Annotated in this window: 26 protein-coding genes and 1 pseudogene; 16 read left to right on the top strand and 11 right to left on the bottom strand. The window is 59.7% G+C overall.

The window, feature by feature from the left end; genetic code table 11:
- Positions 1-156 precede the first annotated feature (156 nt).
- Both ACZ5WQ_RS04795 and ACZ5WQ_RS04790 read right to left on the bottom strand, forming a co-directional pair.
- Positions 157-735 (bottom strand): annotated as a pseudogene (locus ACZ5WQ_RS04795) (PAS domain-containing protein); the annotation flags it as partial.
- Between the two features lie 437 nt (positions 736-1,172).
- Complete coding sequence (locus ACZ5WQ_RS04790) at positions 1,173-1,742, bottom strand: phosphoribosyltransferase (protein WP_464383262.1); 570 nt, start codon at positions 1,740-1,742, stop codon at positions 1,173-1,175.
- 62 nt (positions 1,743-1,804) lie between these two features.
- On the opposite strand from ACZ5WQ_RS04790, the gene ACZ5WQ_RS04785 reads away from it, so the two are divergent.
- Together ACZ5WQ_RS04785 and ACZ5WQ_RS04780 are read left to right on the top strand one after the other, a co-directional pair.
- Complete coding sequence (locus tag ACZ5WQ_RS04785; RefSeq protein ID WP_228244974.1) at positions 1,805-2,422, top strand: phosphoribosyltransferase; 618 nt, start codon at positions 1,805-1,807, stop codon at positions 2,420-2,422.
- A 151-nt stretch (positions 2,423-2,573) separates the two neighbouring features.
- Positions 2,574-3,362: a substrate-binding periplasmic protein gene (locus tag ACZ5WQ_RS04780; RefSeq protein ID WP_233049632.1), complete on the top strand. Its 789-nt coding sequence runs from the start codon at positions 2,574-2,576 to the stop codon at positions 3,360-3,362.
- Here ACZ5WQ_RS04780 and ACZ5WQ_RS04775 read toward each other — a convergent pair.
- From ACZ5WQ_RS04775 to ACZ5WQ_RS04765, 3 genes are all read right to left on the bottom strand, one after another.
- The gene (locus tag ACZ5WQ_RS04775; RefSeq protein ID WP_464383261.1) at positions 3,359-4,498 is read right to left on the bottom strand and encodes a glutathione S-transferase family protein; all 1,140 of its coding nucleotides are present in this window, start codon (positions 4,496-4,498) and stop codon (positions 3,359-3,361) included. The two genes, ACZ5WQ_RS04780 and ACZ5WQ_RS04775, sit on opposite strands and share 4 nt — an antisense overlap.
- Before the next feature lie 128 nt (positions 4,499-4,626).
- Positions 4,627-5,145, bottom strand: coding sequence for an Hcp family type VI secretion system effector (locus ACZ5WQ_RS04770; RefSeq protein ID WP_088274283.1), 519 nt, complete (start codon positions 5,143-5,145; stop codon positions 4,627-4,629).
- A 201-nt stretch (positions 5,146-5,346) separates the two neighbouring features.
- On the bottom strand, positions 5,347-6,885 hold the full coding sequence (locus ACZ5WQ_RS04765; RefSeq protein WP_335600905.1) for an MFS transporter: 1,539 nt from the start codon (positions 6,883-6,885) through the stop codon (positions 5,347-5,349).
- Positions 6,886-7,083: 198 nt separating this feature from the next.
- On the opposite strand from ACZ5WQ_RS04765, the gene metG reads away from it, so the two are divergent.
- From metG to ACZ5WQ_RS04705, 12 genes are all read left to right on the top strand, one after another.
- The gene (gene metG, locus ACZ5WQ_RS04760) at positions 7,084-9,123 is read left to right on the top strand and encodes a methionine--tRNA ligase (protein WP_233049868.1); all 2,040 of its coding nucleotides are present in this window, start codon (positions 7,084-7,086) and stop codon (positions 9,121-9,123) included.
- 103 nt (positions 9,124-9,226) lie between these two features.
- On the top strand, positions 9,227-9,811 hold the full coding sequence (gene rsxA / locus ACZ5WQ_RS04755; protein WP_088274347.1) for an electron transport complex subunit RsxA: 585 nt from the start codon (positions 9,227-9,229) through the stop codon (positions 9,809-9,811).
- Positions 9,812-9,813: 2 nt separating this feature from the next.
- Complete coding sequence (gene rsxB, locus ACZ5WQ_RS04750) at positions 9,814-10,395, top strand: electron transport complex subunit RsxB (RefSeq protein ID WP_233049628.1); 582 nt, start codon at positions 9,814-9,816, stop codon at positions 10,393-10,395.
- Positions 10,395-12,764 (top strand): electron transport complex subunit RsxC, encoded by a 2,370-nt coding sequence (rsxC, locus tag ACZ5WQ_RS04745; protein WP_464383260.1) that lies wholly within the window; start codon positions 10,395-10,397, stop codon positions 12,762-12,764. The genes rsxB and rsxC overlap by 1 nt, the downstream gene beginning before the upstream one ends.
- Positions 12,764-13,831, top strand: coding sequence for an electron transport complex subunit RsxD (gene rsxD / locus ACZ5WQ_RS04740; protein WP_464383259.1), 1,068 nt, complete (start codon positions 12,764-12,766; stop codon positions 13,829-13,831). The genes rsxC and rsxD overlap by 1 nt, the downstream gene beginning before the upstream one ends.
- A gap of 3 nt (positions 13,832-13,834) precedes the next feature.
- Positions 13,835-14,473: an electron transport complex subunit RsxG gene (gene rsxG, locus ACZ5WQ_RS04735; protein WP_228244980.1), complete on the top strand. Its 639-nt coding sequence runs from the start codon at positions 13,835-13,837 to the stop codon at positions 14,471-14,473.
- Positions 14,474-14,476: 3 nt separating this feature from the next.
- Entirely contained in the window at positions 14,477-15,193 is a 717-nt protein-coding gene (locus tag ACZ5WQ_RS04730; protein WP_464383258.1) for an electron transport complex subunit E, read from the top strand.
- A gap of 13 nt (positions 15,194-15,206) precedes the next feature.
- Positions 15,207-15,842 carry an endonuclease III gene (nth, locus tag ACZ5WQ_RS04725; protein WP_228244982.1) on the top strand — a complete coding sequence of 212 codons (636 nt, stop codon included), beginning with the start codon at positions 15,207-15,209 and terminating at the stop codon, positions 15,840-15,842.
- 144 nt (positions 15,843-15,986) lie between these two features.
- Entirely contained in the window at positions 15,987-16,166 is a 180-nt protein-coding gene (locus ACZ5WQ_RS04720; protein ID WP_088274291.1) for a PA3496 family putative envelope integrity protein, read from the top strand.
- Between the two features lie 162 nt (positions 16,167-16,328).
- Positions 16,329-16,544 (top strand): DUF2061 domain-containing protein, encoded by a 216-nt coding sequence (locus ACZ5WQ_RS04715; RefSeq protein WP_233049623.1) that lies wholly within the window; start codon positions 16,329-16,331, stop codon positions 16,542-16,544.
- Positions 16,545-16,614: 70 nt separating this feature from the next.
- Positions 16,615-17,916, top strand: a complete 1,302-nt coding sequence (locus ACZ5WQ_RS04710; protein ID WP_338213224.1) for a serine/threonine protein kinase — start codon at positions 16,615-16,617, stop codon at positions 17,914-17,916.
- Positions 17,913-18,686, top strand: a complete 774-nt coding sequence (locus tag ACZ5WQ_RS04705; RefSeq protein ID WP_233049621.1) for an MlaA family lipoprotein — start codon at positions 17,913-17,915, stop codon at positions 18,684-18,686. Before ACZ5WQ_RS04710 ends, ACZ5WQ_RS04705 begins: the two co-directional genes overlap by 4 nt.
- Here ACZ5WQ_RS04705 and ACZ5WQ_RS04700 read toward each other — a convergent pair.
- Complete coding sequence (locus tag ACZ5WQ_RS04700) at positions 18,683-19,135, bottom strand: YcgN family cysteine cluster protein (protein ID WP_464383257.1); 453 nt, start codon at positions 19,133-19,135, stop codon at positions 18,683-18,685. The two genes, ACZ5WQ_RS04705 and ACZ5WQ_RS04700, sit on opposite strands and share 4 nt — an antisense overlap.
- A gap of 3 nt (positions 19,136-19,138) precedes the next feature.
- Positions 19,139-19,390 (bottom strand): glutaredoxin family protein, encoded by a 252-nt coding sequence (locus tag ACZ5WQ_RS04695; RefSeq protein ID WP_335600901.1) that lies wholly within the window; start codon positions 19,388-19,390, stop codon positions 19,139-19,141.
- A gap of 118 nt (positions 19,391-19,508) precedes the next feature.
- Between ACZ5WQ_RS04695 and ACZ5WQ_RS04690 the strand changes: the two genes are divergently transcribed.
- Positions 19,509-20,837, top strand: coding sequence for a deoxyguanosinetriphosphate triphosphohydrolase (locus ACZ5WQ_RS04690; RefSeq protein WP_464383256.1), 1,329 nt, complete (start codon positions 19,509-19,511; stop codon positions 20,835-20,837).
- On the opposite strand, the gene ACZ5WQ_RS04685 is transcribed toward ACZ5WQ_RS04690, so the two are convergent.
- The 4 genes from ACZ5WQ_RS04685 to ACZ5WQ_RS04670 form a co-directional block, all read right to left on the bottom strand.
- Positions 20,824-21,672, bottom strand: a complete 849-nt coding sequence (locus ACZ5WQ_RS04685) for a nitrate- and nitrite sensing domain-containing protein (RefSeq protein WP_335600899.1) — start codon at positions 21,670-21,672, stop codon at positions 20,824-20,826. The genes ACZ5WQ_RS04690 and ACZ5WQ_RS04685 overlap by 14 nt on opposite strands.
- A gap of 37 nt (positions 21,673-21,709) precedes the next feature.
- Entirely contained in the window at positions 21,710-22,096 is a 387-nt protein-coding gene (gene gloA, locus ACZ5WQ_RS04680) for a lactoylglutathione lyase (protein ID WP_228244990.1), read from the bottom strand.
- A gap of 126 nt (positions 22,097-22,222) precedes the next feature.
- Positions 22,223-23,440 carry an argininosuccinate synthase gene (locus ACZ5WQ_RS04675; RefSeq protein WP_088274300.1) on the bottom strand — a complete coding sequence of 406 codons (1,218 nt, stop codon included), beginning with the start codon at positions 23,438-23,440 and terminating at the stop codon, positions 22,223-22,225.
- 152 nt (positions 23,441-23,592) lie between these two features.
- Complete coding sequence (locus ACZ5WQ_RS04670; protein WP_464383255.1) at positions 23,593-24,441, bottom strand: flagellar protein MotY; 849 nt, start codon at positions 24,439-24,441, stop codon at positions 23,593-23,595.
- Between the two features lie 255 nt (positions 24,442-24,696).
- On the opposite strand from ACZ5WQ_RS04670, the gene pyrC reads away from it, so the two are divergent.
- Positions 24,697-25,731 carry a dihydroorotase gene (gene pyrC, locus ACZ5WQ_RS04665; RefSeq protein WP_233049617.1) on the top strand — a complete coding sequence of 345 codons (1,035 nt, stop codon included), beginning with the start codon at positions 24,697-24,699 and terminating at the stop codon, positions 25,729-25,731.
- Positions 25,732-25,744 lie beyond the last annotated feature (13 nt).

Here is a 25,744-nt window from a genome sequence, read left to right as displayed (position 1 = left end):
GGTATCAACCGCCGCCTGCAGCGATGCCATGCCCTGCTGCGCGATGGCGGCTGTTTCCTCGGAGGTACTGTTCGCAACCTCTGCTGCCTGACGTACGGCCTGAGTCTGCTCGATCCTGTCGGTGATATCGGTGGCAAACTTGACCACCTTCAGGACATTACCCTGGTCATCCACAATGGGGTTGTAGGTCGCTTCCAGCCAGATAGTCCGACCCTGACTGTCCAGCCGGTCAAACTGCCCCGACTTGAACTCGCCACGCCCCAGTTCCGCCCAGAACTCCGGATGCTGACGAATAAACTCCTCATTGCAGAACATCCGGTGGTGCTTTCCAATGATCTGTTGCAGCGAATAACCCACTGCCGACAGGAAGTTGCGGTTGGCGGTGATGATCTCGCCATTTGGGGAAAATTCGATCACCGCCAGTGACTTGTCCAGCGCAGTCAATAACGCCCTCTGCTCCAGTCGGGCTGCGTGTTCGGCCGTCACATCACTTGCCAGAATAACGATCTTGCTGATTGTGCCGCTCGCATCCGGCACCGGAACATAGGTGGCTTCGAGCCAGAGGGGCTGGCCTCGGACACCCAGTCGACGGTAGGTCCCGGCGCAGGACCTGCCCTGTGCCAGAGCAGTCCAGAACGCATGCCTCGCGCCGTCAGACCGCTCCTTGGCGTCGCACAAATGGTCGTGTGACTGACCAATTAAACGTTCGCGGGAGTAGCCCAGTAACGTCAGCATTGCCGTATTTGCATCAATAATCTGGCCATCCGGCGTGCATTCAAGGCAAGCCATGTGGGTTTTCAATGCGCTGATTTGCGCTTTTTGCTCTGCCAGATCGCGGCTCTGAATCTTGTACAAATATTTAAGTTTTCTGTTAAACATGCAAGACGGCTCTGCGGATGAGAAATAGGCAGGAATCGATTAAATTGCGGAAAAATTAACAATTACAAAGCACTACGATGAATTTTTAGGTGAGCGTCTTGGCAGGGAGTGCTAGTGCCACTACACACAGAAGCTACCAAAAGTTATACGCAATGTATACAAGATAGAGCAAAAGGTCAGGCAAAACCGTGCCACCGGGCTACGCGGCACCCGGAGACAGGCAATAAGAAGATGTTTTGGGCTATGTATCAGCCGCGCCGCCATGGGGCCGGCGACGGCTGGTTACAGGTTCCTCAGAGCGAGGACAGATGCGGCTGGAGAATTTCGTACAGGGCAGGACGGTTAGTCTTGATCTCTTCAGCACTCAAGCCTTCCAGCGAGTGCGGGTACTTGAGCCAGGCGTCAGTGCTGTGCAGATAGTAATGCGGCTCCCAGTCCAGCTCATTGCGGCTGGGTTTGTAGTACGGAACAGCAACACGGATATCATTGGGCGTGTTCAAGCGTGCCTTGTTACGCAGCTCGTTGATTATCGCTTCGAGCGAGCGCCCGGTATCAAACAAGTCATCAACGATCAGCAAAGAATCCTCGTGGGTCACATGCTTGACCAGGTAGTTGAGGCCGTGAACCCGGACCTCTTTGCTCTGCTGATCAATGCCATGATAGGACGATGTGCGAATCGCGATGTTGTCGGTATGAACGCCGTGATAGTCGAGGAACTCCTGGACAGCGATACCCATAGGCACGCCACCTCGCCAGACCGCTATCATGAAGGTCGGACGAAAGCCGGAATTGAGGATCTGCGCGGCCAGACTGAACGCGTCTTCGAGCAGACTTTGTGCACTAAGGTATTGTTTCTCAGCCATAAGACCGTAAGCTTCTCCAGAATCGCGACATGATCACACCAGAGGGAGCCGCCTTGCAAGCCATGAACCAATCCAATTCCACGCAACAAAGGCCGCGCAATCGCCGTTTCCTTGATGAAAACCAGCTCATCGAAGACGCCTTTCGCCTGGGCGTCCAGGTATTTGAGAGCGGCTTTCGCCCCAACTTCATCGTTGGCCTCTGGCGCGGTGGCAGCACCGTCGGCATCTACGTACAGGAATGCCTGCAGACGCTCGGGGTAAAAACCGACCACATTGCGCTGCGCACCTCCTACCGCGGCATGGACCATTACGACGCGATGGTCGCCGCACCGGAAGCGGAAATCCGCGTACATGGCACCCACTATCTGCTCGACAACCTGAACAGGGAAGACCGCCTGCTGATCGTTGATGATGCATTTGGTACCGGGCACAGCGTTCAAGCCGTAATCGGCAAGCTGAAAGGCCAGCTCAAGCGCAACATGCCAATCGACACCCGCATTGCAACGCTTTATAAGCGTGCCGGCGCCGCAAAAACAGACTTGCAACCTGACTTTTGCCTGCACACCACCGAAGACTGGCTGGTGTTCCCCTACGAGATGAACGGCCTGAGTCGCGCTGAAATCGACGCCAACAAGCCGTACCTCAGTTCTATCCTCGACTCGGTAAAGCCGCTTGTCTGACTGCACGCCCGGTGGTGCGCTCACACTGCCGGGCTATCAATGTCCCCCTGCCTGCCGTCTAACCCATTCGGGCTAATCACTGGACTGTGGCGCCCTCACTGGTTACCTTTCATCAACACCTGCGCGTTTGTGACAACAAAAGACAATAAAAATGAACATGCATAAAACGCCCGGTCTGTGGATGCGTATTGCTGTTGCCAGTCTGCTGCTCGCTCCTACGACCTCTGCCATTGCTAATGACCAGGACTTGCCGGTACTGACAGCGGGTTACATCCAATTCCCGCCGATTGCCTACACCGACGAACAGGGGCATGCTCGGGGGTCAATCATTGAGCTGACCAACGAGTTGGCCGCGGCAAGCGGGTATCGGGTGGATTGGAAGTCCTATCCGATCAATCGGATCTACCGCAGCCTGGACACTGGCGACATTGACTTATGGCCCGGCTCACCGCAGGTGCCTGCCCTGCAGGACTTCACTGTTGAATCCAGCTCTCTGGGGGTGCGAGTAAAACTCTGCGCATTCGCACTGCAGGGCACGCCGCGGATCAGCCACTACCAGGACCTTGCCAACCACGATCTGGTGCTGATTCGCGGTTACACCTATCGCGAGCAGCTCAACCGGGTGATCTCTGAAAACCATTACCACCCGATTGTTGCTCCGGACCACACCGCAGCGATGGAAATTCTGCTGCGCGGCCGCGCTCAATACCTGATCAGCTATGGCCACCCAATGCAGGAAGCACTGGCTGACTATCCACTGCATGGTGCGCGCTGTGATCAACTGGATGAATGGCCACTGGTATACGTGATTTCAAAGCGCAATCCGCAGGCTGAGGAAATCGCCGAGGCGCTGGATAGCGCCTATCTGGAATGGCGCGAAGCAAACCCCGAGCCGCGCCGACTGCGCGGCGTGCGCAATCGGCTGGCGACAGCACACTAGACTGTCGCTGGCACTTCCCAAACCTCGATATTACGTCGCCGCCCTACCCTCCAGGTGCGACCAAGACTCACCGCATCTGCCAGCCCCAGCTCCGCCAGCTGCGCCTGAACAGCGCCGCGTTCGGCTAAGGGCAGTGCCCGCAAGGTATCGGACGCGCGTTGCAGTACATACAGCAGATATGGCTCTACACCGACCTCTATCGGCGCCCCGCGAAAGCAGGTTTGCACCATGCCGACTTGCCGGATCTGCGGCTTCTCCGTCACCGGCGTGCCACTGGCCGGTTTCAGTTCGGCAACCCAGGCGTCAAGGTATGCCAGTTTGTCGGTCAGCTCAGGGAAGATGTCCTCGGCAATATGTTCAAGCACCGGGATCAGAGTGGGCGGTAATGCATCACCGGCGGGAAACCCCGGTTCGGCTTGCGCATACTCGACGACATCGAGCCCCGGCGCCGTCATGCGTTCGACCCAGCGATGAACTCTGGGAGCGCGCTGCTGCATGATGGCCAGCGGCACCGGATCACGGCCAAGGTGCGCAAACATAGGCCCGATCAGGCCGTAATCGGCGATCGACGGTTGTGTGCCCAGCAGATACGGCCATTCGGCAAAGTGCTGCTCCAGGCGATCAAGCAGCTGCAGAAACGACGCTTCAATCAACGGAATGCTTTCGGCGTTGACGCCCAGTCTTGGCAGGTATGAGTTCATCCGCCCCATGATCTGCTCGGCCATTTTCGGCCCGGAACCGAGCGTAAAGGCACAACGCAGGAATGCCTCCTGCTCTGCCCGATAGGACCAGCGATAGTGCATCGCATGCTTGAGCATCGCCTGACCACCGTAGTACTCGATGATAATCGCAACAATGCGCTGCAGCGGTGTTTGCGGGTAGGCCGGCCATGGCACGCCCTGCGCCTCCAGATGATCGATGATATCAATGGTGTCCTGAATCACCGCGCCATCAGGCGTTTCCAGCACCGGGATAATGCCTCTGCCTATTTGCGGCAGGATGCGGTTTGCGAAGTCGGGATGCCAGGTTGGCACCTCGATATAGGGCAGCCCCTGGTTACGCAGATAACAACGGGCCTTGCCGGTATACAGCGAATGCGAGGCACCATACAGGCGATAGGCTGAGGCAGATTTCATTGGGGCTCCCGGGTTTATTGTTCATTCTTCCTGCAACGGATACTGCCAGCGTCACAGAAGGCAGACAAGATGGGAGTTTGTCTCGCCAATACCGCCTCCCCCGTTTCAGAAGAGGCGGCAGCCTGGATTCACGCCGCGAGAGGGCTACGCCAGTCGTCCGACCCCGACGTACCGGACACCTCATGGGTCCAGACAATCTTGCGATAGGTGAAATAAACATCCTCAAGGTGAGTGAAGTGGGCTTTGCTCGGATCCTGGCAGTTAGGCATGTGCGACTGCACATCCACGATGATTGCATCCTGCAGTTCGATGGTGAAATAGTGCTCCTGGGTGCCGGTAGCCGAGGTGCGATACCACTCTAGACGGCAGCGAGACAGCCGTTCACCCGAGGTAAGGGCGCTGAAAATAAGCGGTGAGGACTTGTCGAACACCTTGGTAATCATCAGCGGTTTGTGCACCCGTTGCCCCGTCGGCTGACCCGACTGCGGGTCGCGCGGAATAATGACCTGATGATTGAAGCCCTGCACCAGCACCTGATCTTCGTGCCCTTCCTGAAAAATGTTACCGACCGAATCTTCAGTGAACGTGCCAGCGGTGATCAGGCCCTGCTTGGTGCCTTCAATGGTGAGATAGGCTGGGGTTGGCATCTGTGCTCCTTGCGTGTGTCAGTGATCCCGGAGATGCCGGGTTCAGGAACACCTACAAAAGTCACGCCAGGTAATTTAAATCGATTTATATCATTACCTTATGAAGCAAACCTCACAACGGTTCTCGAATCAGGGCCGCGCTCCAATCCTGAAATTGGGCAATTTCCACCGGCCTGTTGCGCAGCTACCTGCGCAACAGGCTCAGTGACCGGGCCTTACTGCCGCGAGATAACGCCCCGTCAACCACGCAGCGCCCAGCATTACCACGGCGCCTATCAATGCGTTGGTCTGCAGTGCCTGGGTGAAGCTGACCTGCACGGCAGACATGACCGCCGCGGCCAGCGCGTCCGGCAAATGGGAGGCCAGCCCGAGCGCGCCGCCAACCGTATCGCTGGCGACTTCAAGCTGGTGGTCGCTCAATCCAGGCGGCATCAACTCCAGCATGCGGTAACGATATACGGCCGCACCAATGCTGCCGATCACCGCGATACCCAGCGCCATGCCCATCTCGGTTGCGGTTTCGGAGGTTGCTGCAGCCGCGCCGGTTTTCTCCGGTGGTGCCGAGCCGATCACCAGATCGGTCCCCAGAATCATCATCGGCATGATGCCGATGCCCAGTAACACCGTGGCCAGCACCATCAGTCCCGGCCCGGGATAGCGGCCGATCAGCAGCAACGCAACAAACCCGGCAACAGCAACCAGCAAGCCACCACTGATCAGCACCCGCGGAGCAAGCCAGCGGGCCATGCGCGGCACCAGCAGGGATGCTGCGGTCTGCAACAGCGCCGACGGCAGCATGACCAGCCCTGCCTGCAGCGGCGTCATGCCCAGTGCCCCCTGCAGATACTGGAAAATCAGCAGCCAGGCCCCGGACAACGCCAGAATGCACAGCATCATTGCCGCGACGGACACACTGAACGCGGGTTGACGAAACAGCGCGAGGTCGAACATCGGCTCGGCAAGCCGACGCTGACGGCGAACAAACAGGGTGCCAACCAGCAAACCGGCCAGCAGAGCGCTGCTGGCCAGCAGATTGAGTCCATCACGGGCGCTGTCCTTGATGCCAAAAATCAACAACAACACCGCACAGATGCACAGCAACGCGCTGGTCAGATCCAGACGCCCGGCCTGCTCGTCACGAAACTCCGGCAACAGCCAGGGACCGACCAGCAGCAACAGCACCATTACCGGTACAGCCAGCAGAAACACCGAGCCCCACCAGAAGAACGCCAGCATGACGCCCCCAACCAGCGGGCCGATAGCACTGCCGACAATAAAGCCGGTCATCCAGATGGTTATCGCCAGGGTGCGTTCGTGCTCGACGTGAAACATGTTGCGAATGAGGGCAAGGGTTGATGGCATCAGCGTCGCCCCGGCAACACCGAGCAGCGCACGGGTGGCGATCAGCATCATTGAACTATGGGCAAAGGCTGCAGCCAGGGAGGCCAGCCCGAACGCCGTGGCGCCAATGAGCAACAGGCGACGCCGGCCGATCCGGTCACCCAGTGTTCCCATGGTGATCAGGAAACCTGCCACCATGAAACCGTAAATATCGAGGATCCATAGCAGCTCGGAGCTGGACGGCTCCAGATCGGCACTCAGGTGGGGAGCCGCCAGATGCAGCACTGTCATATCCAGTGCCAGCAGCAACGTGGGAAGCACAAGTACCGCAAGGCCGAGCCACTCGCGGCGGCCAGCCCGTGGATACTCGGGAGAAGGTGAAGCGGGTGTATTTGACATGGTGCCTCCTTGCAGGCCGACCTTATACGCCGGCGCCAATCGTCTCGGCAAGATACAGTTGCAACGGCAAATTACGGCGCAGCAGTCTGCACAGGCGCTGCCGGGTTCGTGTCGAGACTCCCTTCACTGCGCCCCTTCTGCTATCATCCCAGCCCTTTCACGTTCAACCGCAAAGTATCCCAAACGCCCATGTCCGATATCGCCGCGACTCGTCAGATCCTCGTTACCAGCGCCCTGCCCTATGCCAACGGCTCAATCCACCTTGGGCACATGCTGGAGTACATTCAGACCGACATTTGGGTTCGCTTCCAGAAGCTGCGCGGTCACCAGGCCGTATACGTCTGTGCTGACGACGCGCATGGCTCTGCCATCATGCTGCGCGCCGAGAAGGAAGGCATCACCTCCGAACAGCTGATCGCCAACGTCCACGCCGAGCACTCGGCCGACTTCGCGGACTTTCTGGTCAACTTCGACAACTTCTACTCCACCCACTCGGAGGAGAATCGGGAGCTGTCCGAGCTGATTTACACCCGCCTGAAAGAGGCTGGCCACATCAGCACCCGCTCGGTGACCCAGTACTACGATCCGGAAAAGGGCATGTTCCTGGCTGACCGGTTCATCAAGGGCACCTGTCCCAAGTGTGCGGCCGAGGATCAGTACGGCGACAACTGCGAAAAATGCGGCGCCACCTACGAGCCGACCGAACTGAAAGACCCGCGCTCGGCCATTTCCGGCGCTACCCCGGTACTGAAGGACTCTAAGCATTTCTTCTTCCGCCTGCAGGACTTCACCGACATGCTCAAGCAGTGGACCCGCAGCGGTGCCCTGCAGGACGCGGTCGCCAACAAGATCGCCGAATGGCTCGACAGCGGCCTGCAGGAATGGGACATCAGCCGTGACGCGCCCTACTTCGGCTTCGAGATTCCAGGCGAGCCCGGCAAGTACTTCTACGTCTGGCTGGACGCACCAATCGGTTACATGGCCAGCTTCAAGAACCTCTGCAGCCGCCGCCCCGAGCTGAGCTTCGATGGTTTCTGGAATGCGGACTCCAGCGCCGAGCTGTACCACTTCATCGGCAAGGATATCGTCAACTTCCACACCCTGTTCTGGCCGGCGATGCTGGAAGGTGCAGGCTTCCGCAAGCCGACTGCGGTCAACGTACACGGCTACCTGACGGTCAACGGCCAGAAGATGTCCAAGTCGCGCGGCACCTTTATCAAGGCGCGCACCTATCTGGATCATCTGAACCCCGAGTATCTGCGCTACTACTACGCGGCGAAACTCGGCCGTGGCGTGGAAGACCTCGACCTGAACCTGGAAGACTTCGTGCAGAAGGTCAACTCGGACCTGGTCGGCAAGGTAGTCAACATCGCCAGCCGCTGCGCCGGCTTCATCCACAAGGGCAACGGCGGCGTCATGGTCGAGGCCAACCCGGCTCCGGAGCTGAGCAGCGCCTTTGTCGACGCAGCACCGAGCATCGCCGACGCCTACGAGAAGCGTGACTTCTCCCGCGCCATGCGCGAAATCATGGCGCTGGCCGACAAGGCTAACGCCTGGATTGCCGACAAGGCACCGTGGGCATTGAACAAGCAGGAAGGCAAACAAGACGAGGTCCAGGCCATCTGCGCCCTGGGCATCAACCTGTTCCGCCAGCTGGTGATCTTCCTCAAGCCGGTGTTGCCGACGCTGGCGGCCGACGCAGAGGCATTCCTCAATGTTGCGCCACTGCGCTGGGACGATCACAAGGCGCTGCTGACCAACCATCAGCTGAACGCGTTCAAGCCGCTGCTGGCCCGTATCGAGCCGGCGAAGATCGACGCCATGATCGATGCCTCCAGGGAAGATCTGGCCGCAGCCGAGAGCACAGCCCCGGCGGGTAACGGCGAGCTGGTCAAGGAGCCGCTGGCCGAGGAAATCAACTTCGACGCCTTTGCCGCCGTCGACCTGCGCGTGGCGTTGATCGAGAAGTGCGAGTTCGTTGAAGGTGCCGACAAACTACTGCGCCTGAGCCTTGATATCGGCGATGCCAAACGCAACGTATTCTCCGGCATCAAGAGCGCCTACCCGGATCCGAGCAAGCTGGAAGGCCGCCTGACCCTCTATGTTGCCAACCTGGCACCGCGCAAGATGAAGTTCGGCGTTTCCGAAGGCATGGTACTGGCGGCAGGCCCGGGCGGTGAAGAGATCTTCCTGCTCAGCCCGGATCAGGGCGCCAAGCCGGGCCAGCGGGTCAAGTAAGCGGTAGAGCAATCGCCGGGCGGCTGTGCCGCCCGATTAGCCGGGACCGGCCGAGCAGCCAGAAGAGCTGCACCACGCCGGACCACACATGGGGTTGGGTTACATGGCTGAATTTGCCCTTATTCTGGTCAGTACCATACTGGTCAATAACTTCGTTCTGGTGCAGTTCCTCGGGCTGTGTCCGTTCATGGGTGTTTCCGGGAAGCTGGAAACCGCGATCGGCATGTCCGCCGCGACCACCTTCGTGCTCACGCTGGCCTCGATCCTCAGTTATCTGACCTTCCAGTACATTCTGGTGCCACTGGATCTGCAGTTCCTGCGTACCATTTCGTTTATCCTGGTGATCGCCGTAGTCGTGCAGTTCACCGAGATGGTGGTACACAAGACCAGCCCGCTGCTGTACCGGGTGCTGGGAATCTTCCTGCCGCTGATTACCACCAACTGCGCGGTACTGGGCGTCGCCCTGCTGAACACCAACCGCGCCGAACAGACCTTCATGAAATCCGCTACCTACGGCCTGGGCGCGGCTATCGGCTTCTCGCTGATCCTGATCCTGTTCGCCGGTTTGCGTGAGCGCATCGCCATTGCCGACGTCCCGACGCCGTTCCGCGGTGCCGCCATCGGCATGATCACCGCGGGCCTGATGTCGCTGGCATTCATGGGCTTCACCGGCTTGATAAGGTTGTAAGCATGTCGATGATCATTACTGCCATTGTCGTCCTGCTGGGGCTGGCGCTGATTTTCGGTGCCGTGCTCGGCTTTGCCGCCGTTCGCTTCAAGGTTGACGGCGACCCCATCGTTGACCAGATCAACAACCTGCTGCCACAAACCCAATGCGGCCAATGCGGCCACCCGGGTTGCCGCCCCTACGCCGAAGGCATTGCCAACGGCGAGCCGATCAACAAGTGCCCGCCCGGCGGCGAATCCACCATTCAGGCGCTGGCTGACCTGCTTGATGTCGAGGCGCTGCCGCTGGACGCCGAGCACGGCGAAGAAAAGCCGCGCATGGTTGCCTATATCCGCGAGGCCGAATGCATCGGCTGCACCAAGTGCATTCAGGCCTGCCCGGTCGATGCCATTCTTGGCGCAGCCAAACAGATGCACACCGTGATTGTTGACGAGTGCACCGGCTGCGACCTTTGTGTAGAACCCTGCCCGGTTGACTGTATCGACATGCTGCCTCTGCCGACCACACCGCAGAACTGGAAGTGGGATTTTCCACTGCCCAGTTCAGCCCTGATTGCTACCGACGCCAGCCGAGGGGCCGCCTGATGACCGCAGCCAGCCCTATTCGAATCTGGGACATCCCCGGCGGCATTCACCCGCAAGAAAACAAGCTGCAATCGCTCGGCCATGGCATCGAAACCCCGCCGCTGCCGCGCGAGCTGATCGTGCCGCTACAGCAGCACATTGGCGCCCGCGCCGAGCCCTGCGTCGCCGTTGGCGAGAAGGTACTCAAGGGCCAGTTGATCGCAGAGGCCAGCGGCTTTGTCAGTTGCCCGCTGCATGCGCCCACCTCCGGTACTGTGACCGCCATCGGGCCGGCCCCTTACCCGCACGCATCCGGTCTCGAAGAATGGGCCATCCGTATTGAAGCCGATGGCGAAGACCGCTGGTGCGAACTGGACCCGATCAGCGACTTCCGGGCACTTGAGCCCGCTGCGCTGCTCGACATCATCCGCGCGGCGGGTATCAGCGGCCTGGGCGGCGCCGGGTTCCCGACCGCCGTAAAGCTCAAGGCACGCCCCGAGCAGAAGATCCACACGCTGATTATCAACGGCACCGAGTGCGAGCCCTACATCACCGCTGACGACAGCGCCATGCGTTACCGCGCCGAGCAGATCGTCAGCGGCATCGAAGTGCTGATGCACATCCTGCGCCCGGAGCAGGTTCTGATCGGCATCGAGGACAACAAGCCCGAGGCGATCGAAGCCATGCGCGCCGCCGTTGGCGAGCGCCCCATGCAGGTCGTGGTCTTTCCCACTAAGTACCCGTCCGGCGGTGAAAAGCAGCTGATCCAGATCCTGACCGGCAAGGAAGTACCCAGTGGCGGCCTGCCAGCCGATCTCGGCATGGTCTGCCAGAACGTCGGCACCTTGCTGGCGATCCACGACGCGGTAGTTCTGGGCCAGCCACTGATCAAGCGCATCACCACTCTGACCGGCGATGCCCTGAGCCACCCGACCAATGTTGAAGCGCTGATCGGTACGCCGATACGTGACCTGCTGACCTTTGCCGGCCTGCAGCCCGAAAAACTCTATCGACTGGTCATGGGCGGGCCGATGATGGGCTTTACCCTGCAGAGCATGGACGCGCCCATCGTCAAGACCACCAACTGCCTGCTGGCCGGCAGCAAGGCTGAACTGCCGCCACCGCCACCCGCCCAGCCGTGCATCCGCTGTGGCTTGTGTGCTGAAGCCTGTCCGGCCAGCCTGCTGCCGCAACAGCTGCACTTCTTTGCCCTGGGCAAGGACTACGACCAGCTCAAGCGCCAGAACCTGTTTGACTGTATCGAATGCGGCGCCTGCTCATACGTCTGCCCCAGCAGTATTCCGCTGGTGCAGTACTACCGCGCGGCCAAGTCAGAGATTCGCGCACTCGACCTTCAGCAGCACAAGGCCGACCACTCACGTCAACGCTTCGAGCACCGCCAGGAACGCCTGCAGCGCGAGGCCGAGCAGAAGGAACGCGACCGTATCGCCCGTGCCGAAAAAGCCGCCCGCCTCAAGGCCGCCAAAGAAGCAGAAGCGGCCAAACAGGCCGAGGCTGGCACGGCCGCCCCCGCAGCTGACGCCCCTGCGCCTAAAGCCGGCGGTCTCACGCCGGAGCAGAAGCAGTTGAAAATCGCTGCCGCAACAGCGCAAATGGCGCTGAAGAAGGCCCAGAAGCAGCTGACTGCCAACCCGGATAACGCCGATCTTCAAGCGCAGATCCCGCAACTGGAGCAAGCGGCACGTGACGCCCAGGACGCCTTCGACAAAGCTCAGGGTGAAGTCAGCAGCCAGCCAGCCGCGCCTGCGCCACAGGCAGCCGGTGAAGACGACGCCAAGAAACTGAAGATCGAAGCCGCCATGCTGCGCGCCGCGCTCAAAAAGGCCGAACGTGCGGCTGGCGACAGCCCCAGCGACGAACAGCAAGCCGAAATTGCCAAATTGCGCGAGCAGGCAGAGGCAGCCGAAGCACGCGTACCGGCGACTGTGGCGGCAAATAAGCCGGTCGATGAGAAGCTCAAGCAAGCCAAACTCGATCTGGCCATGGCCCGCGCCGCCACCAGGAAGACCGAACGCGCGCTCGCAGAGTCGCCGGAGGATGCTGACCTGCAAGCGCAGCTCGCTGCCCGGCAGCAGGCACTCAGTGCGGCTGAGAAAGCACTGCATGAAGCGGAAAACAGCAGCCCCATTCCGCCTCCAGAACGCCAGCGTGTCGACAAGAAGCCCGTTGATGAGCAACTGCGTGAGCTGAAAACCAATCTGGCCACCACCAAGGCCGACTTCAAGCGCGCCGAACGTGAGCTCAAAGACGCGACCGAAGCGGGGGCTGATACCGCAGCCGCTGAACAGGAACTGGCCACCCGCCGGGCAGCGCTCGACATCGCCGCCAAGGCCTTCGCCGACTATATGGCCAGCAAGGAGACCAACTGATGGCGCTGGTTCGCATGACTTCGCCACACGCCAAGGGCAACAACCACACCCAGACCATCATGCTCTGGGTACTGGGTGCGACGCTGCCCGGCATCCTGGTGCTGACCTGGTTCTACGGTTTCGGCACCCTGATCAACATCCTCTACGCCAGCGCAGTCGCCCTGCTGGTCGAATCACTCGTCCTGGCGATTCGCAAGCGACCGATCGGGTTTTACCTGCGTGACGGCAGTGCGCTGGTAACCGCCTGGCTGCTGGCCTTGGCGCTGCCGCCCTATGCTCCCTGGTGGCTAACCCTGATTGCGGTCAGTTTCGCGATCGTTTTTGGCAAGCAGCTCTATGGCGGCCTGGGTCAGAACCCGTTCAACCCGGCGATGCTGGGCTACGTGGTAGTGCTGATCTCCTTCCCGGTAGAGATGACCAGCTGGCCGGCCTGGCGCGGCATTGAAGCAGTGGTGCCCGACGTTCACGCCACCCTTGGTCTACTGGACGCCCTGAGCAGAATCTTCCTGCCGGTCAGCAGCGAGATCGACGGCTGGACGCTGGCTACCGCGCTGGATGTGGTCAAGACCAACAACAGTCTGACCATGACCGAGTTGCAGGCCGCCAGCCCTGCGTTCGGCCAGTTTGCCGGTTACGGCTGGGAGTGGGTCAACCTTGCCTACCTGCTCGGTGGGCTGGTGCTGCTCTACAAGCGTATTTACAGCTGGCATGCTCCGGTTGGCATGCTGGCGGCACTGGCGGTGATGAGCCTGCTGTTCTGGAATGGCAGCGGATCGGACTCAAACGGCTCGCCGCTGTTCCATCTGTTCAGCGGTGCCACCATGCTCGGCGCTTTCTTCATCATCACCGATCCGGTTTCCGGTGCCACCAGCAAGCAAGGTCGCCTGATCTTCGGTGCCGGCGTGGGTATTCTGGTCTACGTGATTCGCGCCTGGGGCGGCTACCCCGACGCGGTGGCGTTTGCGGTGTTGCTGATGAATCTGGCTGCACCGACCATTGACTACTACAGCACGCCGCGCACCTATGGCCACAGCAAGGCCAAACGCGGTATGGGCAAGACGGACTGAGCCATGGAAAATCCTACCAGTACCAGCAGCTCGATCCTGCGCAACAGCCTGATTCTGGGCCTGTTCGCCATGGCGACCGTGGGCATGATTGCGGTCACCCAGCAAGGCACAGCGGAGCGCATTGACGAAGCCCAGCGCCGGGTTCAGCTCAGCGCGCTGAACGAGATCATCCCCCACGACCGGCACGACAACGATCTACTGGCCGACAATTTTGCCATCGACGACCGTCAGTACCTGAGTCTGACCGCCGCGAAAGATGCCTACCGCGCACGCAACGACGGCGCAGTCAGCGCCGTGATCCTGCCGGTCGTCGCCCCTGACGGCTACAGTGGCCGCATTGACCTGCTGGTCGGCATCAATGCCGATGGCAGTATCGCCGGGGTGCGCAGTGTCAATCACCGTGAAACCCCCGGTCTGGGAGACAAGATTGAGACCGCAAAAAGCCAGTGGGTGCTGGACTTCAACGGCAAGAGTCTGAGCATGCCGGTGCCCGAACAATGGGCGGTAAAGAAGGATGGCGGCGAGTTTGACCAGTTTACCGGCGCAACCATTACCCCGCGGGCCGTCGTCAAGGCGGTCTATCAGGCACTTACCTATTTCGACGCACACCGGGCCAGCCTTCTGCAGCTGGACGAGGAGTAATCCATGGCGACCAAGACGCTCTCCGAGATCACCGCTGACGGTCTTTGGCACAACAACCCCGGTCTGGTTCAACTGCTCGGTCTCTGCCCGCTGCTGGGTGTCAGCAGCTCGGTGGTCAACGCACTTGGTCTGGGTCTGGCGACCATCCTGGTGCTGGCCGGCTCCAACCTTGCCGTGTCGCTGATTCGCAGCGCCGTGACCGACGCTGTGCGCCTGCCCGCCTTCGTCATGATCATCGCCGCGCTGACCACCTGTATCGAACTGCTGATGCAGGCCTTTACCTATGAGCTGTACCAGATCCTCGGCATTTTTATCCCGTTGATCGTCACCAACTGCGTGATCCTTGGTCGTGCCGACGCTTTCGCCTCGAAGAATCCGCTGCTGCCCTCGCTGGTCGACGGTTTCATGATGGGCCTGGGCTTTACCCTGGTGCTAATCGTGCTGGGCGGCCTGCGCGAGCTGGTCGGCCACGGCACGCTGGTTGCTGGCATGGACCTGCTGCTCGGCCCGACTGCCGCAGATTGGAAGCTGGTGGTATTCCCCAACTACAAGGACGTGCTGTTCGTCATCCTGCCGCCCGGTGCGTTCGTCTTCATGGGCCTGCTGATCGCCCTGAAGAATCTGATCGACGCCAAGGTCAAGGAACGCGCCGCAGCTCGTGAAGCCAAACCGGCCGCGGCAGGCAGCAAGCGGGTGCGTGTCACCGGCACCATCAGCTGAAACAGGCGACGCGATGAACAAGGAAAAGCGCTACGAAATCTTCCGCCGGCTGCGCGAGGATAATCCTCATCCGACTACCGAGCTGAAATTCAGCACGCCGTTCGAGTTGCTGGTGGCGGTAACACTTTCGGCGCAGGCGACCGACGTTGGCGTCAACAAGGCGACCGACAAACTGTTCCCGGTCGCCAATACTCCGGAAGCCATCTATGCATTGGGTGTCGATGGCCTGAGCGAGTACATCAAGACCATCGGCCTGTACAACAGCAAAGCCCGCAACGTCATTGCCGCCTGCAAGATTCTGATCGAAGAGCACGACAGCCAGGTGCCGCAGACACGCGAGGCACTCGAAGCCCTGCCTGGCGTCGGCCGCAAGACCGCCAACGTGGTGCTCAACACCGCTTTTGGCCAGCCGACCATGGCGGTGGACACGCATATTTTCCGCGTCAGCAATCGCACCGGCATTGCACCTGGCAAGAACGTGCTTGAGGTCGAAAAGAAGCTTCTCAAGCACGTGCCCAAGGAGTTTCTGGTAGACGCCCATCACTGGCTGATCCTGCACGGTCGCTATGTCTGCAAGGCGCGAACGCCGCAGTGCGGCAGCTGTCGTATAGAGGATTTGTGCGACTACAAGCACAAGACATCCGACTGAATCCCAAGCGCGATCCCGCCTCCGTAAACGCTGTGAAAACACACTGCGTTTCTTCGTCAAATTCAATTGAAAAAATCTATTTCCGCAAATTCGTATCTGCGTTTATAAGGTGCGCAAATGACATGTTCAGCGTGGAGTTGAGTCATGAGCCAAGCCAAATCAGATATCGAACTGGACGACGACGAGTTCATCGAAGACGATGACACCCCCGATACCGACAGCGCACCCATTTCCAAAAGTAGCCTGACCAAGCGCCGCTTGATCGACAACTATCTGGAAGAGCGACGTCTGCAAAGGGAGCTTAGCGACTTCGATTTTGATTGACATCCCTGAAAGCGCAGGCCCTGCCCTGCGCTTTTTTTCGCCAAGAGCTATCGCTCATATCTATCAGCGCAATTAAACAAATTCGATTCATTAATCGCTTGGCCCTGACTACCCTGACAACACTACTAATGATTCTTGTTAAGCGTGTTCAGGGATACCGCCATGACCAAGACCATCACCTTCGCCTGCATGCACTTTTCCATCGCCTTCGGTGTGGTGTACCTGCTGACCGGCAGCATCATGATCGGTGGTGCGGTCGCGTTGATCGAGCCGGCCATCAATACCGTGGCGTTCTACTTTCACGAAAAACTCTGGAATCGGCTGGAGCGCCGCCGGCATGTTCGCCGGGCGCGCTTGCCGATTCCGCTTTCTGTCTGAGCCGAAAAAAGCGGAACTTTATCCCCGATTTGCGGTTAAATCTCCTGAATCCCTCAGGAAGAGAACCCGCTTGCTACGCTTTCCCGGAATTCGTGCCCTTTGCACTGCCCTGCTTGCCTGCCTGCCTCTGTCGGTGCAAGCCGAGCCCTATGCCTACCCGGTGTCCAACCCCTTTATGGCAACCGTTGCAGGCACTCCTGAACGGCTGCAGGCTGCAGTCCCCCCGGAAGTAGACGTACAGCAGGTCGACCTCAAGGTTCGCGTGCTGCCCGAGCGCCACCTGCCGCCGGCACTGTCCCAGTATCGCGATCTGCACTATCGAGTAGCCTGGCACGATAAGCCCGCCCCGCTGATCTTTCTGATTGCCGGCACCGGCTCCGGCTACGACAGCAGCCGCATGGATTACCTCAAACGGCTATTTTGGCAGGCTGGCATGCATGTCATCGTACTGTCCTCGCCTACCAATCACGACTTTATTGCCGCCGCCTCGCGAAGCGGCATGCCGGGCATTGCTGCAGACGATGCGCGGGATCTGCATACCGCCATGAGCATGGCCCTGGCAAAGGCGCGCAATGAACTCGATCTGGAAATCACCAGCTACCGACTTGCCGGTTTCAGCCTGGGCGCACTGCATGCGGCCTTCGTCGCCGAGCTGGACGAGCACCTGGGCCAGTTCGATTTTCAGCGGGTATTGCTGCTCAACCCGCCAGTGGATCTGTATGCCTCGATTCGGCGGCTGGATGCGCTGTCCTATACCCGTATTGCCGGCGTCAGCGACAACGACAGTTTTTACGAACATATCTTTCAGAAACTGTCCCGTCACTTTGCCAGCCGCGGCAACAGCGATATTCAGGCCAGTCTCTTCGAGGAAATTCAGAGTTCACCGCAAGCCCTGACCGATGCGGAGCTGGCCATGCTGATTGGCGCCGTATTTCGTTTCGCAGCCGCCGATCTGAACTTCATGAGCGACCTGATCAATGGCGGCGGGCGCTATGCTCCGGCTGATCAACGTCTGAAGGTCAGCACATCACTCACACCCTATCTTCGCCGCGCGCTGTTCTGCGATTTCAGCTGTTATGTCGAAACCCAATTGCTGCCGGCCTGGCAAAGCCGCAACGCCGACGGCGACCTGCAACAGATGGCGGAACAGGCCAGCCTCAGACACCTGAGCGCGTTTCTGCACGGCAATGCGAAGATTGCCGTGGTCAGTAACGCCAGTGAGCTGATTCTGACCCGCGACGATTACCATTTCCTTGCGCAGACCTTTGGCGAGCGCGCCTTTCTGTACCCCTCGGGTGGTCACGGGGGCAATCTGGACTATGCGCCGGTAGCCCGACGGTATCTGCAGTTTCTACAGGGAGGCTCGCAATGAAGGCGTTACTCAATCTGCCCCTGCTGGCCTGCCTGATCAGCGCGCCAACGCTCGCCGCCGAGCCGGTCGACACAGTGCCGCTGTACAGTGACCCGCTGCTGGAGCTGGACATCGATGAAAGCGAAAATCGCTACCAGTTTGAACGCTCCAGCCTGCGTGCACTCAACGTGCAGGATCCAATCGAGGGCTTGAACCGCCGCATCTATCGTTTCAACGCACAATTCGATCGCTATGTGTATTTGCCCGTTGTACGCACCTATGCATGGGCCACTCCGCGGCCAGTTCGAACTGGCGTATCCAATATTTTCAATAACCTGGGTGAGATTCCTAATCTCGGAAACAGCTTATTGCAGGGTAAGTTCAAGCGCAGCGGGCAGACCACCGCTCGCCTGCTGTTCAACAGTATTTTCGGGCTGGCCGGGATATTTGATGTAGCCGGAAAAATGGGACTGCCCCGGCAGAAGGAAGACTTCGGCCAGACACTCGGCGTCTGGGGCGTGCCACCGGGCCCCTATCTGGTTCTTCCGTTTTTGGGGCCATCCAGCCTGCGCGACGGTACCGGACGAACCGCAGACTGGGTGCTGGAGGATTACGTCAACTACATGCACAGCCGGGACGTTATGAACGACTATCAGGCGACCTGGGGCATTTGGGCGATTGATCTGCGTTACCAGACACCCTTCCGCTATGGCGCGCTGGACAGTCCGTTCGAATACGACCAGGTACGCTACCTGTATACCAAGTTGCGTGAATTTGAGGTCGACAACTAGCCGACGCGGAAAATGATGTGCTCTTCCCAGTCGTCGTCCGGCACGCTGCCCTCAGCCAGCATCTGACCGGACTGGGAGATTCCCGCTTTATGAACGGCATTGCGATCACCGCACACCAGATGGTGCCACGGCGGCAGGTCCTCACCTTCGGCTACCAGGCGATAGCCGCAACTGGGTGGCAACCAGGCAAAATCCTGCGCCTTGCCCGGCGTCAGCTGAATGCAGTCTGGCACGAATTGGCGACGGTTCGGGTAATCGCTGCAGCGGCAGGTCTTGAGGTCGAGCAGCTTGCAGGCAATGCGGGTGTAGTAAATCGCCTGCGGTTCGTCTTCATCTTCCAGCTTCTGCAGGCAGCACAGACCGCAGCCATCGCACAGCGACTCCCACTCGTCCTGATCCAGCTGCTCCAGGGTTTTGCGCTTCCAGAACGGCTCAACACGCATCGCCATCGCTCAGCCCTCCTCACGCAGACTGTCACCCAGCCAGGCCATCAGGCTGGCCAGATCGAACGGCCAATCCAGTTCGGCGCCGCTATCTACGCGCTGCAGCACAGGAATGCGCAGCTGGTAGCGTTCCATCAGCTCGTTGCTGTCGACGATATCTACCTGATTGACCTGCACATCCGTCATCAGCGGCGCCAGCTCGGCAAGAGCGGCATCACACAGGTGGCACCCCACGGTGCCGTAAAGATTGAGCTGAATCATTGGCTGCACACAGAAACTGAAAAGCCGGCATTCTACCCTGTTTGCCCTTCTCTGCCGACCACGCTTGGCAGCGATGCCGCCATCCAACATACTCAGGGCACTGCCTATGGAGAGTTCTATGGATTGGGAAACACTACTGTGCCGCGAGCGGCTGGGTAAAACCTTCACCAGCGATGAGGAATTGGGCCGCACCCCCTTCCACAAGGACCACGACCGCGTCATCTTCTCCGGGGCTTTCCGCCGGCTAGGCAAGAAAACCCAGGTTCATCCGGTCTCCAGCAACGATCATATCCATACCCGCCTGACCCATAGCCTTGAAGTTGGCTGTGTGGGCAGGTCGCTCGGCATGCGGGTCGGCGAGATGCTGCGCGGGCAGTTGCCGGAATGGTGCCAGCCTGCAGATCTGGGTGTCATCGTTCAGGCCGCGTGTCTGGCCCATGACATTGGCAACCCGCCCTATGGCCATTCCGGCGAAGACGCCATACGCCACTGGTTCAGGCAAGCTGCCGACCAAGGTCTGCTCGATGCCTTGAGTGATGCCGAGCGCAATGACTTCCTGCACTTCGAAGGCAACGCCCAGGGATTCAGGGTGCTGACCCAGATCGAATACCACCAGGCCGAAGGCGGCATGCGCCTGACCTACGCAACCCTGGGCGCCTATCTCAAGTATCCCTGGACGGCACGGCATGCCGATACGCTTGGCTACAAGAAAAACAAGTTCGGCTGTTATCAGGCCGAATACCCGCTGCTCAAGCAGATTGCCGAAAAGCTCGGGCTACCCGCCCAGGGAGATCAGCGCTTCAGTCGCCACCCCATGGTGTATCTGGTCGAGGCCGCTGACGATATCTGCTATGGCCTGATTGACCTGGAAGACGGGCTGGAAATGGATTTGCTTGCCTACGCTGAAGTTGAGCAAGTTCTGCTCGATCTGGTCGGTGACGACCTGCCGGAAACCTATCGGCTACTCGGCCCCCAGGACTCCCAGCGCCGCCGGCTGGCCATTCTGCGCGGCAAGGCGATAGAACATCTGGTCAACGCTGCTGCGGAGGCCTTCATTGAGCAGCAACCAGCGCTGTTGGCGGGCGATCTGGAGGGTGATCTGGTCGAGCACATGCATGGCGCGGCCCGGCGCTGCGTACTCGACGCCAAGCAGATGGCACGCAAGCGCATCTTCCAGGACAAACGCAAGACGCTGCACGAAATCGGCGCCTACAGCACACTGGAAACACTGCTGGATGCCTTCTGCGGCGCAGTCAACGAGCTGCATGCCGGTCAGAACCTCAGCTTCAAGCACCAACGCATTCTCGATCTGCTGGGCCACACGATACCGCAGGCGGACTGGCCGCCCTATCGCAGCTATCTTCGGGTAGTGGATTTTATTGCCGGGATGACCGATCTGTATGCAGCCGATATGGCAGCCCAGATTCGCGGTATCAGTCGGAACTGAGCGCTCGCCTTTCAAGCCGGGCAAGTAGCATGTCTACCAGTAATAACTGCGCGCTCAAGGCCTGCGTGGCCGTCTGAAAGTAGCCAGCTGAGTCAATTCCCGGCTCAGGGCTGTCAAGCAGAGCGCTGATGCGTTCGAGCAGTACATCGAGCGCATCCTCCGCCGCCCTGACCGGATGGTCGACCAATGAGCGCAGCTCCGGATCCGAGGCCAACCGTGCCAGCACGGCATAGCACTGCTCACGAAGCTGCGCCGCCAGCGCCGCCAGCTTCGCCCGCGCGCCCGCCTGATTCTGGCGATTGGCGGCAATCCCGGTACCTATCGCCCGGGATTGACCAACGATCTCGGTGTTACGCAATAACTCCAGCCACAGACCGTCGGCCTGCGGCGCAAGCCGGCCGAGGCATACCAGATCATGGCGTTCAGCCAAGCCCTGCACCGTTGCCAGCAGATTACGTATCATCTCGTTGTGGATGAGAAGCATCGACTCCGGATCCTGCTCCTCCCTGCCCTCCTCGAGCTGAGTCCAGCACGCCAGTGCATCGTGCCAGCTGCCGTGCCAGTGGAGGGAGGGCTGATAGAGTTGACAGGTTTCAAACAACTGATTGACCTGCTGGTGGACCGACCAGCGCCGTGCTTCAAGGCTCCGCTCACCGGACATGACCCCGTAGCTGAGTCCCCGGTGACGTTGCACCTGCTCGACAAGCTGGCGCAGCACACGAATCTGGGCAAGGACCGAGAGTAGGGCCTTGCGCTCACGGCGACGCCTGTAGTGGACGCTGACGCCCCATCCGACCAGCACTAACACCACTATCGCTGCAAGCACCGCCCCCATTCTCACTCCTCCCCGAAAGCCAGATCAGCTTCCGAGTTCATGCCACGGCAGACAAAAGTTCAATTCGGTAACCATCCGGGTCTTCAACGAAGGCCAGTACCCGAGTACCGTGTTTCATTGGCCCGGCCTCGCGCACGATCTTGCCTCCAGCCTGCCGAATCTGCTCGCAGGCAAGATAGACATCCTGAACTTCAATCGCGATGTGCCCGTATCCGGATCCGAGATCGTAGGAAGAGGTGTCCCAGTTCCAGGTCAGTTCCAGCACGGCGTGGTCCGCCTCGTTTCCGTAGCCGACAAACACGTTGGTAAAGCGTCCTTCTGGATAGTCCTTGCGCCTTAACAGGGTCATACCCAGTACCTCGGTGTAGAAGGCCACGGACTTTTCAAGATCTCCGACCCGGAGCATGGTGTGCAGAATTCGCATGATCGCTACCCTTGCGTGTCGATGCAGCCAAAGCTACCGGTTTACCACCACTGCTAGCAACATATAAACGAAAACGCCCGGCGAAATTGCTTCCGCCGGGCGTTTTGTCGTCACAATGAATGCTGATCAGATCAGCTTGCGACCTTTACCGGCTGCGATGCGCATGCGCAACGCGTTCAGTTTGATGAAGCCGGCGGCGTCGGCCTGGTCGTAAGCACCGGCGTCGTCCTCAAATGTAGCGATGTTGGCGTCGAACAGAGAGTCATCAGACTTGCGACCAACAACCATGATGTTGCCCTTGTACAGCTTCAGGCGAACCACACCGTTTACGTTCAACTGGGACGCATCGATCATCTGTTGCAGCATCACACGCTCGGGGCTCCACCAGAAACCGTTGTAGATCAGCTCGGCATACTTCGGCATCAGGCTGTCTTTCAGGTGCGCAACTTCACGGTCCAGCGTGATGGACTCGATAGCGCGGTGGCCCTTCAGCATGATGGTGCCGCCGGGGGTCTCGTAGCAGCCACGGGACTTCATGCCGACGAAGCGGTTCTCAACGATATCCAGGCGACCAATACCATTGGCACCACCGACCTTGTTAAGGTAGGTCAGGACCTCAGCCGGGGTCATGTCCTTGCCATCGATCGCGACGATGTCGCCCTTGCGGTAGGTCAGTTCGATGTAGGTGGCCTGGTCCGGTGCGTTCTCCGGGGAAACAGTCCAACGCCACATGTCTTCCTCGTGCTCGGTCCAGGTATCTTCCAGCACGCCACCTTCATAGGAGATGTGCAGCAGGTTGGCATCCATCGAGTAGGGAGACTTCTTCTTGCCATGGCGCTCGATCGGAATGCCGTGTTTCTCGGCATAATCCATCAATTTTTCGCGGGACAGCAGATCCCATTCGCGCCAGGGAGCAATCACTTTCACGCCAGGCTTGAGCGCGTAGGCACCCAGCTCGAAACGAACCTGATCGTTGCCTTTGCCGGTAGCGCCGTGGGAGATGGCGTCACCACCGGTTTCGTTGGCAATTTCGATAAGCCGCTTGGCAATCAGCGGACGGGCGATAGAGGTACCCAGCAGGTACTCGCCTTCATAGACGGTGTTGGCACGGAACATCGGGAACACGAAGTCGCGGACAAACTCTTCACGCAGGTCGTCGATGTAGATTTCCTTTACGCCCATGGCCTGAGCCTTGGCGCGTGCAGGTTCCACTTCCTCACCCTGACCGAGGTCGGCGGTGAAGGTGACCACTTCGCAGTTGTAGGTTTCCTGCAGCCATTTGAGGATGACCGAGGTATCCAGACCGCCGGAATAGGCCAGGACGACTTTGTTGACTTCTGCCATTACATGCTCCCTTAAGCAAGACTGAACCGCCACCCCATAGGGAATGGGCGAAAGCGTCTATTCTAGCGCCAGAGCAGCAGGATTCACAGGGGAGAGGTCTTCGACTTTCGGGTCTTGTGCCGATTGAGCAAAGCAGATCCAAGGGCTGCGCGTCAGTCGTGCTGCAGCCGCACCATTACCCGCCGATTGGCTGCACGACCTTCGGCGGTGCGATTACTGGCAACCGGATAGCTGTCGCCGTGAAAACGCATTGTAAACAGGTTTTCGTCAACGCCCTGCTCGGTCAGGTAGTCCCGCACGGCAAGTGCGCGCTGGCGCGACAGTTCCCGGTTGTCCAGGCGGTTGCCCTGATTATCCGAGTGGCCGTCGAGAATGATACCACTGAGGCTTTCATCGGCATTTATGTACTGCAGGATGGCGTCGAGCCTGGTTTTGGCGTCGGCGCTCAGATTGCTGCCTCCGGCACCAAAGCTGATGATGCTCTGGGCTGCCTGCGACGCACTGATCGGCAGCAGGCCGCTGATGCACTGTTGAAAGTCCAGCCGCGCCTTTTGATAGCCCACACTGGAAACCACCACCCTGACTGGATCGCCCCCTACCTGGCTGCCACGCATGATGGTTGGCTGCAGGCCCGAGGCCAGTCCGGCGAGCATGCGGCCAGCCTGCTCATAGGGCGCCATCATGGTATAGGTACCCGCGCCTACCACAATTTGCCCGACCGGCTGGGCGGCCGTCCCCGGGCGCCAGGGGGGCGGATCGTTGAATACCTGGGCCGGGCCGGGGCGCATCGGGTTATCCCAGGCTTTCAATTCGAATTGCGGATGCTCTCCGGCACGCCGCACAAAGCTCGCCTCACCGTATCCTGCGACTGACTGAGTCAATCGGCAGGCAAACTGATCCCCTTCGACCTGCCATTGCACGTCTTCCATGCGGGTCTGAAAGGTCATTGCCTCGGCAGAAAACGCTAGCGCTGCCAGAACGACCAGAGGGATTCGTGTCACACGGTTCTCCGATTGCCGCCCCCTGAAAACCGGGGCGCCTGCTTCTATTGCCTGTGTCATCGGCGCGTGCGGGAAAAACTTTATCCTGCAAATCAAAAAAATGCCGGGCGTCACCTCAATCGGAATTCTGGCCCTGCACGGCGCACCCATAGCGACTGATCTGCCGGCTAACCTTGCGCACAGGCGCCCTCGGAGTGTCAAAGCCGGGTTGATTGGGTTAGCATTGCGCCATTGATCTGGACTGGAACCCCACGCATGACCGACCGCCTGACGCTAATTCGCCCGGACGACTGGCATATTCACCTGCGCGATGGCGCAGTACTGCAGCACACCGTACCGGATGCAGCTCGCGCCTTCGGCCGCGCCATCATCATGCCGAACCTGGTACCCCCGGTACGTGACGCTGAGGAAGCCGCCGGGTACCGCGAACGCATTTTGGCTGCACGCCCGGCCGGCTCCCGTTTTGAACCGCTAATGGTCCTGTACCTGACCGACAAAACCTCTCCGGAGATTGTGCGTCAGGCGCACGCCAGTGGCCTGGTGGTTGCCGCCAAGCTTTATCCGGCCGGTGCCACGACGAACTCGCAGTCTGGCGTTACCGCGCTGGAGAACATCTATCCGGCGCTGGAAGCAATGGCCGAGGTCGGCATGCTGCTGCTGGTACATGGTGAGGTCACCCATGCCGAGGTCGATATTTTTGACCGTGAGAAAGCCTTTATCGACCAGCAGCTTGTCAAACTGGTGGACCGCTTCCCGGCCCTGCGTGTGGTGTTCGAGCACATTACCACCGCTGATGCGGTGAGCTTTGTCAATCAGGCTCCAGCCAACGTTGGCGCAACCATTACTGCGCACCACCTGCTGTTTAACCGCAACCACATGCTGGTTGGCGGCATCCGTCCGCACCTGTTCTGCCTGCCGGTACTCAAGCGTCAGACTCACCAGCAGGCGCTGTGTGATGCAGTCGTATCCGGCTCCAGCAAATTCTTCCTCGGCACCGATTCGGCTCCCCATGCCCGCCATGCCAAGGAAGCCGCCTGTGGCTGTGCCGGATGCTATACCGCTCACGCGGCCATTGAGCTGTATGCAGAGGCCTTCGATGAACTCGGTGCCCTGGAGAAACTGGAAGGTTTTGCCAGCCTCCACGGCCCCGATTTTTACGGTCTGCCACGCAACACCGACACCATCACCCTAGAACGCGACAGCTGGACCGTGGCCGATCAATTGCCCTTCGGCGATCAATGTATTGTTCCACTGCGTGCCGGCGAACAGATTCGCTGGCGCCTGGTCTGACCTTCCACATCGA

It is taken from the genome of Halopseudomonas sp. T1L2 (genome assembly GCF_055397385.1).
The sequence above is the reverse complement of the archived record's forward strand: the minus strand, read 5'-3'. Positions and strand labels throughout refer to the sequence as shown.

Excerpts from the sequence above, each read along its gene's own strand:
- rsxC (WP_464383260.1), top strand. The coding sequence starts at position 10,395 with ATGACCGCAGCCAGCCCTATTCGAATCTGGGACATCCCCGGCGGCATT.
- ACZ5WQ_RS04780 (WP_233049632.1), top strand. The coding sequence starts at position 2,574 with ATGAACATGCATAAAACGCCCGGTCTGTGGATGCGTATTGCTGTTGCC.
- pyrC (WP_233049617.1), top strand. The coding sequence starts at position 24,697 with ATGACCGACCGCCTGACGCTAATTCGCCCGGACGACTGGCATATTCAC.
- gloA (WP_228244990.1), bottom strand. The coding sequence starts at position 22,096 with ATGCGAATTCTGCACACCATGCTCCGGGTCGGAGATCTTGAAAAGTCC.
- ACZ5WQ_RS04685 (WP_335600899.1), bottom strand. The coding sequence starts at position 21,672 with ATGGGGGCGGTGCTTGCAGCGATAGTGGTGTTAGTGCTGGTCGGATGG.
- ACZ5WQ_RS04700 (WP_464383257.1), bottom strand. The coding sequence starts at position 19,135 with ATGGCGATGCGTGTTGAGCCGTTCTGGAAGCGCAAAACCCTGGAGCAG.
- rsxG (WP_228244980.1), top strand. The coding sequence starts at position 13,835 with ATGGAAAATCCTACCAGTACCAGCAGCTCGATCCTGCGCAACAGCCTG.
- nth (WP_228244982.1), top strand. The coding sequence starts at position 15,207 with ATGAACAAGGAAAAGCGCTACGAAATCTTCCGCCGGCTGCGCGAGGAT.
- rsxD (WP_464383259.1), top strand. The coding sequence starts at position 12,764 with ATGGCGCTGGTTCGCATGACTTCGCCACACGCCAAGGGCAACAACCAC.
- ACZ5WQ_RS04730 (WP_464383258.1), top strand. The coding sequence starts at position 14,477 with ATGGCGACCAAGACGCTCTCCGAGATCACCGCTGACGGTCTTTGGCAC.
- ACZ5WQ_RS04715 (WP_233049623.1), top strand. The coding sequence starts at position 16,329 with ATGACCAAGACCATCACCTTCGCCTGCATGCACTTTTCCATCGCCTTC.
- ACZ5WQ_RS04705 (WP_233049621.1), top strand. The coding sequence starts at position 17,913 with ATGAAGGCGTTACTCAATCTGCCCCTGCTGGCCTGCCTGATCAGCGCG.
- ACZ5WQ_RS04785 (WP_228244974.1), top strand. The coding sequence starts at position 1,805 with ATGAACCAATCCAATTCCACGCAACAAAGGCCGCGCAATCGCCGTTTC.
- ACZ5WQ_RS04720 (WP_088274291.1), top strand. The coding sequence starts at position 15,987 with ATGAGCCAAGCCAAATCAGATATCGAACTGGACGACGACGAGTTCATC.
- rsxA (WP_088274347.1), top strand. The coding sequence starts at position 9,227 with ATGGCTGAATTTGCCCTTATTCTGGTCAGTACCATACTGGTCAATAAC.
- ACZ5WQ_RS04695 (WP_335600901.1), bottom strand. The coding sequence starts at position 19,390 with ATGATTCAGCTCAATCTTTACGGCACCGTGGGGTGCCACCTGTGTGAT.
- ACZ5WQ_RS04675 (WP_088274300.1), bottom strand. The coding sequence starts at position 23,440 with ATGGCAGAAGTCAACAAAGTCGTCCTGGCCTATTCCGGCGGTCTGGAT.
- ACZ5WQ_RS04775 (WP_464383261.1), bottom strand. The coding sequence starts at position 4,498 with ATGAAATCTGCCTCAGCCTATCGCCTGTATGGTGCCTCGCATTCGCTG.
- ACZ5WQ_RS04790 (WP_464383262.1), bottom strand. The coding sequence starts at position 1,742 with ATGGCTGAGAAACAATACCTTAGTGCACAAAGTCTGCTCGAAGACGCG.
- ACZ5WQ_RS04765 (WP_335600905.1), bottom strand. The coding sequence starts at position 6,885 with ATGTCAAATACACCCGCTTCACCTTCTCCCGAGTATCCACGGGCTGGC.
- ACZ5WQ_RS04770 (WP_088274283.1), bottom strand. The coding sequence starts at position 5,145 with ATGCCAACCCCAGCCTATCTCACCATTGAAGGCACCAAGCAGGGCCTG.
- ACZ5WQ_RS04690 (WP_464383256.1), top strand. The coding sequence starts at position 19,509 with ATGGATTGGGAAACACTACTGTGCCGCGAGCGGCTGGGTAAAACCTTC.
- rsxB (WP_233049628.1), top strand. The coding sequence starts at position 9,814 with ATGTCGATGATCATTACTGCCATTGTCGTCCTGCTGGGGCTGGCGCTG.